The sequence below is a fragment of the Streptomyces sp. NPDC047079 genome, from assembly GCF_040643755.1.
Taxonomy (GTDB): Bacteria; Actinomycetota; Actinomycetes; order Streptomycetales; family Streptomycetaceae; genus Streptomyces.
Genome location: NZ_JBEYUZ010000003.1, coordinates 190,853 through 203,838, shown reverse-complemented (window position 1 = coordinate 203,838; position 12,986 = coordinate 190,853). Strand labels below are relative to the sequence as shown.

Below are 12,986 nucleotides of genomic sequence, written 5' to 3'. Positions count from 1 at the left end.
AAGCCGTGAGGGGCCCTGTCACACCATGAGCAGCAGTACGAACACGACGACGCATCACACGTCCACGATCGGCGCGATCGGCGCGCCGAGCCGCCGTAACACGGAACTGGCGCTGCTGGTGTTCGCCGTCGTCATTCCGGTGTTCGCCTACGCCAACGTGGGCCTCGCCATCAACAACAAGGTGCCGCCCGGCCTGCTGAGCTACGGCGTCGGCCTCGGTCTGCTGGCCGGGGTGGGCCATCTCGTCGTACGGAAGTTCGCCCCGTACGCGGATCCGTTGCTGCTGCCGCTCGCGACGCTGCTGAACGGGCTCGGCCTGGTCGTCATCTGGCGGCTGGACCAGTCGAAGCTGCTGCAGTCCATCAAGCAGGCCGGCACCGCGGCGCCCCGCCAGCTGATGTACACCGCGATGGGCATCGCCCTCTTCGTCGTCGTGCTGATCTTCCTGAAGGACCACCGGGTCCTTCAGCGGTACACGTACATCTCCATGGTGGGCGCGATCGTCCTGCTGCTCCTGCCCCTCATCCCGGGTCTCGGGGCGAACATCTACGGCGCGAAGATCTGGATCCACGTCGGCAGCTTCAGCATCCAGCCCGGTGAGTTCGCCAAGATCGTGCTGGCGGTCTTCTTCGCCGGCTACCTGATGGTGAAGCGTGACGCGCTCGCCCTGGCCAGCCGCCGCTTCATGGGCCTGTACCTGCCGCGCGGCCGCGACCTCGGCCCGATCCTCGTCGTATGGGCGATCTCGATCCTCATCCTCGTCTTCGAGACCGACCTCGGTACCTCGCTGCTGTTCTTCGGAATGTTCGTCATCATGCTGTACGTCGCCACCGAGCGGACCAGCTGGATCGTCTTCGGTCTGCTGATGTCCGCGGCGGGCGCCGTCGGCGTGGCCTCCTTCGAACCACATGTGCAGCAGCGCGTCCAGGCCTGGCTCGACCCGATGAAGGAGTACGCGCTCTCCCGGCAGAATGTTGTCGGCCACTCCGAGCAGGCCATGCAGGCACTGTGGGCGTTCGGCTCCGGCGGCACCCTCGGCACCGGCCTCGGCCAGGGCCACTCCGACCTCATCCGGTTCGCCGCCAACTCCGACTTCATTCTCGCGACCTTCGGCGAGGAGCTGGGCCTCGCCGGCATCATGGCGATCCTGCTGATCTACGGCCTGATCGTGGAGCGCGGCGTGCGCACCGCCCTCGCCGCCCGCGACCCGTTCGGCAAGCTGCTCGCCGTGGGCCTGTCCGGCGCGTTCGCGCTCCAGGTGTTCGTGGTCGCCGGCGGTGTCATGGGCCTCATCCCGCTGACCGGTATGACGATGCCCTTCCTGGCGTACGGCGGTTCCTCCGTCATCGCCAACTGGGCCTTGGTCGGCATCCTGTTGCGTATCAGCGACACCGCGCGCCGTCCGGCCCCGTCCCCCGCTCCCAACCCCGACGCCGAGATGACCCAGGTGGTCCGCCCGTGAACAAGCCCCTGCGCCGGATCGCGATCTTCTGCGGGCTCCTTGTCCTCGCGCTGCTCGTCCGGGACAACTGGCTCCAGTACCTCAAGGCCGACGGCCTGCGCACCGATCCGAACAACCGCCGTGTCCTGATCGCCCGGTACTCCAAGCCCCGCGGTGACATCATCGTCGACGGCAACCCGATCACCGGGTCCAAGAAGACGTCCGCGGACAGCCTCAACGACTTCGCGTACAAGCGCACCTACAAGGACGGCCCGATGTGGGCGCCGGTCACCGGCTACGCATCCCAGGCGTTCGGTGCCACGCAGCTGGAGTCCATCGAGGACGGCATCCTCACCGGCGACGACGACCGGCTGTTCTTCCGCAACACGCTCAACATGCTGACCGGTAAGCAGCAGCAGGGCGGCAACGTCGTCACCACGCTCAGCGGGGCCGCGCAGAAGGCCGCCTACGACGGCCTGAAGAAGGTCGGCGGCAAGGGCGCGGCCGTCGCGCTCGACCCTCAGACCGGTGCGATCCTGGCGCTCGCCTCCTACCCCTCGTACGACCCGTCGTCGTTCGCGGGCAACTCCACGACCACCGACTCCAAGGCGTGGACGCAGCTGCTGAAGAAGAACAACCCGAGCGACCCGATGCTGAACCGGGCGCTGCGCGAGACCTACCCGCCGGGCTCCACGTTCAAGGTGGTCACCGCGGCGGCCGCGCTGGAGAACGGGCTCTACGACAGCGCGGACCGGAACACCGACTCGCCGCTGCCGTACATCCTCCCGAACACCAGGACCGAGCTGAAGAACGAGGGCAACATCCCCTGCAAGAACGCGACCATGCGAGTCGCGCTGCAGTTCTCCTGCAACACGGTCTTCGGCAAGATCGGCGCCGACCTCGGCAAGGAGAAGATGCTGGAGGAGGCGAAGAAGTTCGGCTTCGACTCCCAGCAGTTCACGCCGGTGCGGTCCAACGCCTCCAACTTCCCCAAGAACATGGACAAGCCGCAGACGGCGCTCAGCTCGATCGGCCAGTTCGAGACCGCCGCGACCCCTCTCCAGATGGCGATGGTCGCCTCGGCGGTCGCCAACGACGGCAAGCTGATGAAGCCCTACATGGTGGACAAGCTTCAGACGCCCGGCCTGGACGTGGTCACGCAGACCCAGCCGCAGGAGCTGAGCCGGCCGCTGTCCCAGAAGAACGCCCAGATCCTCCAGTCGATGATGGAGACGGTCGTTAAGGACGGTACGGGCAAGAACGCGCAGATCGGCGGCGTGACGGTGGGCGGCAAGACCGGTACCGCCCAGCACGGTCTGAACAACAGCGAGAAGCCGTACGCGTGGTTCATCTCGTTCGCCAAGCTCGGCGACGGCAGTTCGCCGGTCGCCGTGGCCGTGGTGGTCGAGGACAACAACGCCAACCGTGACGACATCTCCGGTGGCGGCCTTGCCGCCCCGATTGCGAAGAACGTCATGGAGGCCGTCATCAACAGCAAGAAGTGACCCCCGTCACGTCCCCTTCACATCAGTGCACGTTGCGATACCGGTCCTGTATCGGGTGGCGGATGTGGCCAGGTCACACAAAGCGAGCCGGGTACCGTATGCCCGGACAGCACACCGCCGGACCATACGCGGGTGTGGTCGGGACCGACGGAGAGGGCTGGTAGGAAGCTATGGAAGAGCCGCGTCGCCTCGGCGGCCGGTACGAACTGGGCCATGTGCTCGGCCGTGGTGGCATGGCGGAGGTCTACCTCGCGCATGACACACGCCTCGGCCGCACCGTGGCGGTGAAGACGCTGCGCGCCGACCTGGCGCGCGACCCTTCCTTCCAGGCCCGGTTCCGCCGGGAGGCCCAGTCGGCCGCCTCACTCAACCACCCCGCGATCGTCGCGGTGTACGACACGGGCGAGGACTACATCGACGGGGTCTCGATCCCGTACATCGTCATGGAGTACGTCGACGGCTCCACGCTCCGTGAGCTCCTTCACAGCGGCCGCAAGCTGCTGCCCGAGCGGGCCATGGAGATGACCATCGGCATCCTCCAGGGCCTGGAGTACGCCCACCGCAACGGCATCGTCCACCGTGACATCAAGCCCGCGAACGTCATGCTGACGCGCAACGGCCAGGTCAAGGTGATGGACTTCGGTATCGCCCGCGCGATGGGCGACGCCGGTATGACGATGACGCAGACGGCGGCGGTCATCGGAACGGCCCAGTACCTCTCGCCGGAGCAGGCGAAGGGCGAGCAGGTCGACTCCCGGTCGGACCTGTACTCGACGGGTTGCCTGCTGTACGAGCTGCTGACGGTGCGCCCGCCGTTCGTGGGCGACTCCCCCGTCGCGGTCGCCTACCAGCATGTGCGCGAGGAGCCCCAGCCGCCGAGCGTCTTCGACCCCGAGATCACGCCCGAGATGGACGCGATCGTGCTGCGGGCACTGGTCAAGGACCCGGACTACCGCTACCAGAGCGCCGACGAGATGCGCCAGGACATCGAGGCGTGCCTCGACGGCCAGCCGGTCGCGGCGACGGCGGCGCTGGGCTCCGTCGGCTACGGCGGCTACCACGACGACCATGCGACGACGGCCCTGCGCGCCGAGCCCGGCGCCGGCGCCGGCGCCACGACGATGCTGCCGCCGATGAACCCGGACGAAGGCGGCTTCGGCTACGACGACCGTCCGGACCGCCGCCGCCAGAAGAAGACCAACACCTCGACGATCCTGCTGGTCGTCGCGGCTGTACTGGTACTTGTCGGCGCGATCCTCATCGGCAAGTGGATGTTCAGCGGCAGCGGCGCCGGCAACGGGGACGTACCCGTGCCCAACTTCGTCGGCCAGTCCAAGTCCGACGCACGGAAGCTGGCGGACAACTCCGACCTGAAGCTGGCCTTCTCCAGCAAGCCCTGCGACAACCAGGCCAAGGGCAACATCTGCTCCCAGGACCCGGTCTGGAAGACCTCGGTCAAGAAGGGCACCACGGTCAACCTGGTGGTGTCGACGGGCGCCCCGAAGGTGACCGTTCCGGACGTCCGGGGCGTGCAGTTCGACAAGGCGAAGTCCCAGCTCCAGGACAAGGGTTTCAAGGTCGAGCAGAAGACGCAGGAGTCCGACCAGACCCCGGGCGTCGTCACCGACCAGAACCCCGAGGGCGGTGTCGACAAGGAGAAGGGCTCGACGATCACCCTCACGGTCGCCGTCGCCCCGGCTACGACCACCGTGCCGGATGTGACGAACCAGGGCTGTGACGCCGCCAAGCAGCAGATGCAGGCCAGCAGCCTGACGGCCAACTGCGTCGACGTGGACGTCACCGACCCGAACCAGGCGGGCAAGGCCGTCCGGACCGTGCCCCAGGCGGGCAGCACGGTCAAGAAGGGCTCCACGGTCACCATCCAGATCGGTAAGGCGCCCCAGCAGACCCAGGTCCCGAACAACATCCAGGGCCAGAAGCTGAAGGACGTCAAGCAGGCGCTGGCGCAGGCGGGTCTCCAGGTCGGCAACATCGTCGGCCCCCAGGACGACAACGCCACCGTCGTCGGGTCGAACCCGCCCCCCGGCACCCAGGTCCAGCAGGGCTCCGCGGTGGACCTCGTCACCACCGACCAGGGCGGCAACAACGGCAACAACGGCGGCATCTTCGGCGGTGCCTTCGGCGGCAGAGGGAACTGACCCGCCCGTACGACGACTGGGCCCCGGCACGATGCCGGGGCCCGGTCGTACCGCCGGGGAAGGACCGGCGGTACGACCGGGCCTGGCCGTCCGACCGGTCATACGAAGTTCGACCACACCTTCATATGTCCCGGCTCGTTGCACGGATGGGGGCAGGAGATCGTGTCTCCGCTCCAGCCACACGGCAACCGCAGCAAGGGAAGGGACACAAGACGTGATCGACGAAGCGGCTCTGCTGGAATCGAAAGCTCTGCGCAGCAGCGTGCTGGACCGCACGGATGTGCTCGACCGGGTCAGGACACTGTCACTGCTGCCGGACGGTACGCATGTGACGACCGCCATGGTGGCGTCCTATTTCGAGGTCGGCATCAAGGCCATCCGTTCTCTCGTACTTGACCACCGTACGGAGCTGGAGGCCAGCGGCTACCGAGTTCTGACAGGTACAGAACTGAGCTCCTTCAAGGAACTCAGTGGGATTGAGTCACGCACACGCTCCCTGGCGCTCTTTTCCCGCCGCGCCGTCCTCAACGTCGCCATGCTGCTGCGAGACAGCGAAGTCGCACGTCAGGTGCGTGTGTACCTCCTCGACATGGAGTACCTGGCTCGCACACAGCCTGTGGAAAACCCCGCCCACACCAACCGCGTCTCTCTCGACGACCGCATCGACCACATCCTCGGCAAGACCGTCGTCCCCATGTTCAACGTGCTGATCGAGAGTTCCGGCGAGCACCGCCGAGAGCTCGTCACCCTCCGCGAGGACATCGAGAACGTCGAGCGCAGGCTCTGCCGGCATCACCAACGGATCAGCGCGCTGGAGGGTGGGCAGCCGAGGAACAAGGTCGGCGCATCCATCAGTGCGATGACCTGGCAGGCGTTCGAACACCACATCGCCGGGCTGCTGCGGAGCGACGGCTGCACGAAGGTCGTCGTACGGAAGGCCCAGAGCGACCGTGGCATCGATGTCACGGGCGCACGGCCGACGGACGTACGGTGGCCGTCCAGTGCAAGAAGCTGACCGGTCGGCAGTACGTGTCGAGCGCCGACATGCAGAAGTTCGCCGGGGCCGCACGTGCCGTCGATCCGGTGGACGTCGCCATCTTCGCCGCCACCTGCTCCTTCACCCACGAGGCACAGGCGGTCGCGCGTCTGAGCGGGATCGTCCTCGTGGACCGCGGTGAGCTGGAAGCGTGGAGCGCCGGAGTGCGCCTCCAAGTCCTTGGCTAGGCGCAGCGAACAGAAGGGCCCGAAGCCGCAAAGGATGGTTGCGGCTTCGGGCCCGGCTCATCAAGCGTGACTGCAGGTCACGCTAGTCCAGCTCCTTCGGCGGCGTCCTCTTGCCGTCCACTTTCTCCACCCGCACCAGTTCGGCCCACACGATGTAGCGGTACTCCGAGGTGAAGACCGGGGTGCAGGTCGTCAGGGTGATGTAGTGGCCCGGTTTCCTCACGCCCGCCTCCTTGGGGACCGCGGAGAGGACGTTCACGTTGTACTTGGACGTCTCCGGGAGGATCGCGAAGACCTTGTAGACGTACCAGTCGTCCTTGGTCTCGAAGACGACCGGGTCGCCCTTCTTCAGCTTGTCGATGTTGTGGAACTTCGCCCCGTGGCCGTCGCGGTGCGCGGCCAGCGAGAAGTTGCCGGTCCTGCCCGTCGTCGGCAGGGTCGCCTTGACAGGGTCCGTGTAGTAGCCGGCCACGCCGTCGTTGAGGACCTTCGCCGACGTGCCCTTCTCGACCAGCACCTCGCCGTTGTCCATGGCCGGCACATGCAGGAAGCCGATGCCGTCCCCGGTGTCCAGCGCACCCGGACCGCTGTCCTGCCCGGCGGCCCAGTGGTCACGCACCCTGTCGCCCTGCCGGTCCGCCTTGCGGTCGGCGAGGACGTTCGTCCACCACAGCGAGTACACGACGAACAGGCCGAGCACGAGGCCTGCGGTGATGAGGAGTTCCCCGAAGACGCTGACGGCGAACGCGATCCGGCCCGGCCGGGGGCGCCGCGGCGTGGAGGGGGAGCCGGGACCGGGCGCGGGCGCGTCGGTCTGCTCGTCCTGGTCGGTCGTCACGCCCACTGCATCTGCTCCGTCTGCTCCATGTGCCCGTGCGTCCACGTGCCCTACGAAATGAGCGGCCTGCGGAACCCGGCGTGCCCTACGGGATGAGGGCGTCCGGCTTACCCTTGCTGCGGGGCCGTTCCTCGACCATCTTGCCCCAGACGATCATCCGGTACTTGCTCGTGAATTCCGGCGTACAGGTGGTCAGGGTGATGTAGCGGCCCGGTCTGGTGAAGCCCGAGCCCCTCGGTATGGGATCGAGGACGCTGGTGTTCGCCGGCGATGTCACCGGAAGGATGGACGTCATCCGGTAGACGAAGTAGTCGTCCTGTGTCTCCACCACGATGGCGTCGCCCGGCTGGAGACGGTTGATGTACCGGAACGGCTCGCCGTGCGTGTTGCGGTGCCCCGCGAGGCCGAAGTTGCCGGTCTTGGCGTCCGGCATGGCCGTCTTGAGGCTGCCCTCGCCGTAGTGGCCGACCATGCCCTTGTCGAGGACGGCGGTCTTGCTGGTGCCCTCCGCGATCGGCGCGACCACGTCCAGCTTCGGGATGTGCAGAAGGGCGAACCCCTGCCCGGGCGCGAACTCCCCCGGCGCCCGTTTGCCGCTCGCCCAGTCCTGCTGGAGGTGCTGTGCGGCGCTGCCCGCCTCCTGGTGCGCCCGCACGTTCGACCACCACAGCTGGTAGGTCACGAACAGCAGCATCACCACACCGGTGGTGATGAACAGCTCGCCGACCAGCCGGCTCACCAGGACCGCGGCACCCGGCTTCTGGGCCCGTGCGGCCCGCCGGGCCTCCACTCGGGACCGGGGTGCCCCCGAGGCCGTCCCAGGGCCTCTCGCGCCCGTCTGCGGCCCGCTGGGGCCCGCTGGGCCTCCCCCGTGCCGTCCATGCCTCCTGGCCGCCTTGCGTCGCGCGGCACGGCCGCCCTGCGGGGCGGCGGACCCGACGGGACGGTCCACGGCCCGCCGCGCCTCCTCGACGTCGAGGGCACGCAGCGCGACCGTCTCGCTGTCCACCGGCAGGGACGGGTCGTAGGACGGGGCGGCCACGGCGTCCTCGTAGGCGGGGAGCACCGCCGTCCGGTCCTGCGCCTGCTGCGGTATGTGCTGTCCGTAAGGCTGGTCGCCCTGCCCGCCTGCCCCCTGCCACGCCTGCCCCTGCCACGCGCCGCCGTCCCCGTACGGCTGCTGCCCGTACGGGGATCCGTGGTCCGCGGCGCCCCCGTAGGCGGCGCCGCTCTCGCGCTCGGGGCGCAGCGCGGTCACGCCGTGGCCCTGCCCACCACCGGGGCCAGCCCCGCGGACCTCGCCACGGCCCCCTGGTCACCACACTCCGCCAGCCAGTTGGCCAGCATCCGGTGGCCGTGCTCGGTGAGCACCGACTCGGGGTGGAACTGCACCCCTTCGACGGGAAGGTCCCGGTGCCTGAGACCCATGATGATCCCGTCGTGAGTGCGCGCCGTGACCTCCAGCTCGGCCGGCACCGTCTCCGGCTCGGCGGCCAGGGAGTGGTAGCGGGTCGCGGTGAAGGGGGACGGGAGCCCGGCGAAGACTCCCTTGCCCTCGTGCTCGACCAGGGAGGTCTTGCCGTGCAGGAGCTCCGGTGCCCGGTCGACCACACCGCCGTACGCCACCTGCATCGACTGCATACCCAGACAGACACCGAAGACGGGCACGCCGGTCGCGGCGCAGTGCCGCACCATCTCGACGCAGACTCCGGCCCCCTCGGGCGTGCCGGGGCCGGGGGACAGCAGCACGCCGTCGAACCCCTCCTGGGCGTGAGCCGTGGACACCTCGTCGTTGCGCAGAACCTCACACTCGGCGCCCAGCTGGTAGAGGTACTGGACCAGGTTGAAGACGAAGCTGTCGTAGTTGTCGACGACGAGAATGCGCGCACTCACTGGTTGTCCACCGTCACATCGTTGAAGGGCAGCAGCGGTTCGGCCCACGGGAAGACGTACTGGAAGAGGACGTAGACCACGGCCAGGGCCAGCACGACCGAGATCAGCGTCCTCATCCAAGCGTTCCCCGGCAGATGCCGCCAGATCCAGCCGTACATGCCGTCCCTTCCCTCTCGTCACGGCACCAGACTCCCGCCGTACGCCACCAGACTAACGGCGCAGGGCCGCCGGTTTCCCTGTGTCCACAGGCTGTGTGGAATCGAGGTGCGCCCAGACGATCAGCAGGCGACCGTGCCCCCGTTCCGGATCACACGAGGTCAGTGTGAGACACCGTCCCCGGCGCTCCTACCGGACGTACGTGGCACAGGGTCGATTACTTCAACGTCCGTGGGCATGGTTTTGTAAGGGCTTTTGTCGATCCGATACGTGAACCAGGTCACTCCGTCCGTGAGGACGACCGCGTCGCCGGGCCGCAGCCGGGCGAAGCCTTGAAGGGGTGCCGTAGGTGCGCCGGTGCCCGGCGGCGGCGAAGTTGCCCTCCAGGCCGAGCCGGGCGGTACCCGCGTAGTGGCCGAGGCTCTTCTTCAGGGTGCCCGCCGCGGTGTCCTCGAGCGCGGACTTGTTCCACGTGAAACCGAGCCGGGGAACGTACATGACGCGGCCTGCCCGGAACGTACGGCCCGGGCTTCCCCGGGCCGGCGGAGCCGCCGGGCGCGGGGGTGGCGGTCGTCACCGCCCCTTCCGCCCACTGCCGTCGCAGCCGGTCGAGCTGCTCGTTCATCGCCCTGTCCGCCCGCACCCCGGTCCGGAACAGGACATGGACCAACCCCGCGGCAGCTGTCCCCGGGCCCCTACTTCACGGGCTTCGCGTAGTGCAGGTCCACTGCGCCGGAGTAGCCGGGAAGAGTCACCGTTCCGTCCTCGGTCACCTTCCAGCCGAGGCCGTAGACATTGACGTACACCATGTAGTTCTGGATCGCGGGCGAGGCGGCGAGCGCCTTCTGAAGCCTGCCCGGGTCGCCGATCGCGGTGATCTTGTACGGCGGCGAGTAGACGCGGCCCTGGAGGATCAGGGTGTTGCCCACGCAGCGCACGGCGCTGGTGGAGATCAGCCGCTGGTCCATGACCTTGATGCCCTGGGCGCCGCCCTGCCACAGCGCGTTCACCACGGCCTGGAGGTCCTGCTGGTGAATGACCAGGTAGTCGGGCTGCGGCTCGGGGTACCCGGGGAGCTTGGCGGTCGCGCCCGGCGGTGCGTCGTTGAGGGTGACCGTGACGGCCCGGCCCGTGAGCTTCTGGGTACCGGCGTTCTCCTCCAGAGCCGCGAGCCGGGCCTCCTCGGCCTTGCTGCTACCGCCGCCGGTCCGCCTGGCGAGGGCCTCGACGTCGTCACGCAGCGCGGCGTTGGACTCGTCGAGACGGGCATTCTTGTGGCTGCGGTCGTGGATCAGGTCGGACAGCTTCAGCAGCGAGGAGTCCGTGCGGATATTGGTACCCCTGGCCGTGTTGAAGCTCGTGAAGAAGAGGAGCCCGGCGAGAGCGAAGACTCCCACCGTGAGCACACGCACAGGCCGCAGCCGGCGCGCAGGGCGGGGCAGGGGCCCCGTCCGGGGGGAAACGGAACCCGCCTGGGGGGAGTCGGCCGTATTGCTCAACGTACCCTTATCTCCTTCGGCGCCGCGGAAGCACTACGCTAACGGACGCCCGGGGGAGCGCTCAGTGTCCCCTTGTACGCTGCCCCGGAGCCCGCCCCGTTCCCTGCGCGGCCACGCAGCGCATCGACAGGAGAGACCCTCGTGCCGAAGTCACGTATCCGCAAGAAGGCCGACTACACACCGCCGCCGTCCAAGCCGGCCGCGAGCATCAAGCTGGACAGCCGGGGCTGGGTCGCGCCGGTCATGCTGGCCATGTTCCTCATCGGTCTCGCATGGATCGTCGTCTTCTACGTGACAGACGGCTCGCTGCCCATCCATGCGCTGCGCAACTGGAACATCGTGGTGGGCTTCGGCTTCATCGCCGCGGGGTTCGGCGTCTCCACGCAGTGGAAGTAGCCGCCTCCGGCGGCCGCGCGGCCGCCCTGACCAGGGCCGCGCGGTGAGTTATCCACAGCCTTTTTCCACAGACCTGATCGCCAGTGGAAAAAGAACGACGATCTGTGGATAACCCATCGGGCATTGACGCCGGTACGACGGAATCACCGGCCCTCCGCAAACCTGTTCGCCCCCTGTCCCACCTGCGAAAACTTCGCTCGGTTACAGGGGGCACGCCTGTTCCCGCAGCGTGCACAAGATCCGCGACATGCTGTGGACAACGCTGGGTACAACCTCGGGCTACGGCCCGTGGGGATCCGCCGCTCAGGTGAGCTGGGCGGTTCTCACCAGGGCCATGACGACCACGGCGGCCAGCACCAGCGCGCACGTCCCGTACTGGACGAGGTTCCGGCGCTCGCGCGGGGCATGGACCATGGCGTAGCCGACCACGACACCGCCGACGAGTCCCCCGATGTGGGCCTGCCATGCGATGTTGCCCCAGCCGAAAGTGATGATCAGGTTGACCACCAGGAGACCGATCACGGGGCGCATGTCGTACCTGAGCCGGCGCATGAGCACGGCGGTGGCGCCGAAGAGCCCGAAGATCGCGCCGGAGGCGCCGAGCGAGGGCTCGTTCGCGGCGGCGAGCAGATAGGTGAGCGCGCTGCCGGCCAGCCCGGAGGTGAAGTAGAGGGCGAGATAGCGGGCCCGGCCGAGGGCCGCCTCCAGGGGGGCGCCGATCCACCACAGGCTGAGCATGTTGAACAGGATGTGGACGTAGTTGGCGTGCAGGAACATCGCCGTCAGCAGCCGGTACCACTGCCCGTCCGCGACGCCCTCCAACGGGCCGCCGTCCGTGAATCTCGCGTGCCCGACGAGCTCGAAGTGGTTGGTGAAGGCGTCGCCCAGCGACAGCTGGAGCAGGAAAACGAGCAGGTTGATGCCGATCAGGACCTTGGTGACCAGCCGGGGGTCGGCGGTGACCGTGCCGCCCGCGAGGGTGCGCGGCCGGGAGGCGGCGGGGGCGCGGCCCGTGCCGGAGCCGCTGCGGATGCACTCAGGGCATTGGAAGCCGACCGAGGCGCTGACCATGCACTCCGGGCAGATGAGGCGCTCGCAGCGAGTGCAGCGGACGCCTGTCTCGCGGTCCGGGTGCCGGTAGCAGACCGGCAGCTCCCGGGCGCCGTTCGAGTCCTGGTTCGGCGGATCCTGTGGGCTGCCTGGCGCCTGGTCCATGGGTCCCCTCACTCTCCGTACGACGGGGTGGCCCCGCCCTTCCTCTTACGGATGGGCGGGGCACTTTTGTTCCCTCGTGCGGGTACCCCTGCGGGTCAGCCCTCGCGGGTCTGGACGACGACCGACTCGATGACGACGTCGTTGACCGGGCGGTCGGTGCGCGGGTTGGTCTGCGTGGTGGCGATGGAGTCCACGACCTTCTGGCTGGCCGCGTCGGTGACCTCGCCGAAGATCGTGTGCTTGCGGTTCAGCCAGGCCGTCGGGGAGACCGTGATGAAGAATTGCGAGCCGTTGGTGCCCGGGCCGGCGTTGGCCATGGCCAGCAGGTACGGCTTGTCGAAGGCGAGGTCCGGGTGGAACTCGTCCTCGAACTGGTATCCCGGGCCACCGGTGCCGTTGCCCAGCGGGTCGCCGCCCTGGATCATGAATCCGTTGATCACCCGGTGGAAGACCGTGCCGTCGTAGAGCTTCTCCGTGGACTTCTCGCCGGTGGCGGGGTGGGTCCACTCACGCTCGCCCTTGGCGAGCTCGACGAAGTTACGGACCGTCTTGGGCGCGTGGTCCGGCAGGAGCCGGACGACGATGTCGCCGTGGTTGGTCTTCAGGGTGGCGTAAAGCTGCTCAGCCACGATGTGCCTTCCGTTGTCCCTCTGTGACTCC

At 68.2% G+C, this 12,986-nt stretch carries 12 protein-coding genes and 1 pseudogene; 6 read left to right on the top strand and 7 right to left on the bottom strand.

Features of this window, described 5'->3' with window-relative positions; genetic code table 11:
• Positions 1-25: 25 nt before the first annotated feature.
• The 5 genes from ABZ823_RS05785 to ABZ823_RS05765 all read left to right on the top strand — a co-directional run bounded on the left by ABZ823_RS05785 (position 26) and on the right by ABZ823_RS05765 (position 6,329).
• Positions 26-1,462, top strand: coding sequence for an FtsW/RodA/SpoVE family cell cycle protein (locus ABZ823_RS05785; RefSeq protein ID WP_361654094.1), 1,437 nt, complete (start codon positions 26-28; stop codon positions 1,460-1,462).
• Positions 1,459-2,946: a penicillin-binding transpeptidase domain-containing protein gene (locus tag ABZ823_RS05780; RefSeq protein WP_361654091.1), complete on the top strand. Its 1,488-nt coding sequence runs from the start codon at positions 1,459-1,461 to the stop codon at positions 2,944-2,946. The genes ABZ823_RS05785 and ABZ823_RS05780 overlap by 4 nt, the downstream gene beginning before the upstream one ends.
• A 170-nt stretch (positions 2,947-3,116) precedes the next feature.
• On the top strand, positions 3,117-5,105 hold the full coding sequence (gene pknB, locus ABZ823_RS05775; RefSeq protein WP_361654088.1) for a Stk1 family PASTA domain-containing Ser/Thr kinase: 1,989 nt from the start codon (positions 3,117-3,119) through the stop codon (positions 5,103-5,105).
• Positions 5,106-5,319: 214 nt separating this feature from the next.
• Positions 5,320-6,120 (top strand): restriction endonuclease, encoded by an 801-nt coding sequence (locus ABZ823_RS05770; protein ID WP_361654084.1) that lies wholly within the window; start codon positions 5,320-5,322, stop codon positions 6,118-6,120.
• Entirely contained in the window at positions 6,096-6,329 is a 234-nt protein-coding gene (locus ABZ823_RS05765; RefSeq protein ID WP_361654081.1) for a restriction endonuclease, read from the top strand. The genes ABZ823_RS05770 and ABZ823_RS05765 overlap by 25 nt, the downstream gene beginning before the upstream one ends.
• A gap of 82 nt (positions 6,330-6,411) precedes the next feature.
• Here the strand turns inward: ABZ823_RS05765 and ABZ823_RS05760 are convergent, their stop codons facing one another.
• The 5 genes and pseudogenes from ABZ823_RS05760 to ABZ823_RS05740 all read right to left on the bottom strand — a co-directional run bounded on the left by ABZ823_RS05760 (position 6,412) and on the right by ABZ823_RS05740 (position 10,715).
• Positions 6,412-7,173, bottom strand: coding sequence for a class E sortase (locus ABZ823_RS05760; protein ID WP_361654078.1), 762 nt, complete (start codon positions 7,171-7,173; stop codon positions 6,412-6,414).
• A 79-nt stretch (positions 7,174-7,252) separates the two neighbouring features.
• Positions 7,253-8,425, bottom strand: a complete 1,173-nt coding sequence (locus ABZ823_RS05755; RefSeq protein WP_361654075.1) for a class E sortase — start codon at positions 8,423-8,425, stop codon at positions 7,253-7,255.
• Positions 8,422-9,060 carry an aminodeoxychorismate/anthranilate synthase component II gene (locus ABZ823_RS05750; protein WP_361654072.1) on the bottom strand — a complete coding sequence of 213 codons (639 nt, stop codon included), beginning with the start codon at positions 9,058-9,060 and terminating at the stop codon, positions 8,422-8,424. The genes ABZ823_RS05755 and ABZ823_RS05750 overlap by 4 nt, the downstream gene beginning before the upstream one ends.
• 210 nt (positions 9,061-9,270) lie before the next feature.
• Positions 9,271-9,886, bottom strand: a pseudogene (locus tag ABZ823_RS05745) (class E sortase).
• A gap of 25 nt (positions 9,887-9,911) precedes the next feature.
• Positions 9,912-10,715, bottom strand: coding sequence for a DUF881 domain-containing protein (locus tag ABZ823_RS05740; protein WP_361654069.1), 804 nt, complete (start codon positions 10,713-10,715; stop codon positions 9,912-9,914).
• A 141-nt stretch (positions 10,716-10,856) separates the two neighbouring features.
• Here ABZ823_RS05740 and crgA point away from each other — a divergent pair, with 141 nt between their 5' ends.
• A complete protein-coding gene (gene crgA / locus ABZ823_RS05735; protein WP_361654066.1) occupies positions 10,857-11,111 on the top strand; it encodes a cell division protein CrgA in 255 nt (84 codons plus the stop codon).
• A 303-nt stretch (positions 11,112-11,414) separates the two neighbouring features.
• Here crgA and ABZ823_RS05730 read toward each other — a convergent pair whose 3' ends face one another.
• Together ABZ823_RS05730 and ABZ823_RS05725 are read right to left on the bottom strand one after the other, a co-directional pair.
• Positions 11,415-12,326, bottom strand: coding sequence for a rhomboid family intramembrane serine protease (locus tag ABZ823_RS05730; protein WP_361654063.1), 912 nt, complete (start codon positions 12,324-12,326; stop codon positions 11,415-11,417).
• Positions 12,327-12,421: 95 nt separating this feature from the next.
• A complete protein-coding gene (locus ABZ823_RS05725; protein WP_361654060.1) occupies positions 12,422-12,955 on the bottom strand; it encodes a peptidylprolyl isomerase in 534 nt (177 codons plus the stop codon).
• Positions 12,956-12,986: the final 31 nt, after the last annotated feature.

Excerpts from the sequence above, each read along its gene's own strand:
- ABZ823_RS05730 (WP_361654063.1), bottom strand. The coding sequence starts at position 12,326 with ATGGACCAGGCGCCAGGCAGCCCACAGGATCCGCCGAACCAGGACTCG.
- pknB (WP_361654088.1), top strand. The coding sequence starts at position 3,117 with ATGGAAGAGCCGCGTCGCCTCGGCGGCCGGTACGAACTGGGCCATGTG.
- ABZ823_RS05785 (WP_361654094.1), top strand. The coding sequence starts at position 26 with ATGAGCAGCAGTACGAACACGACGACGCATCACACGTCCACGATCGGC.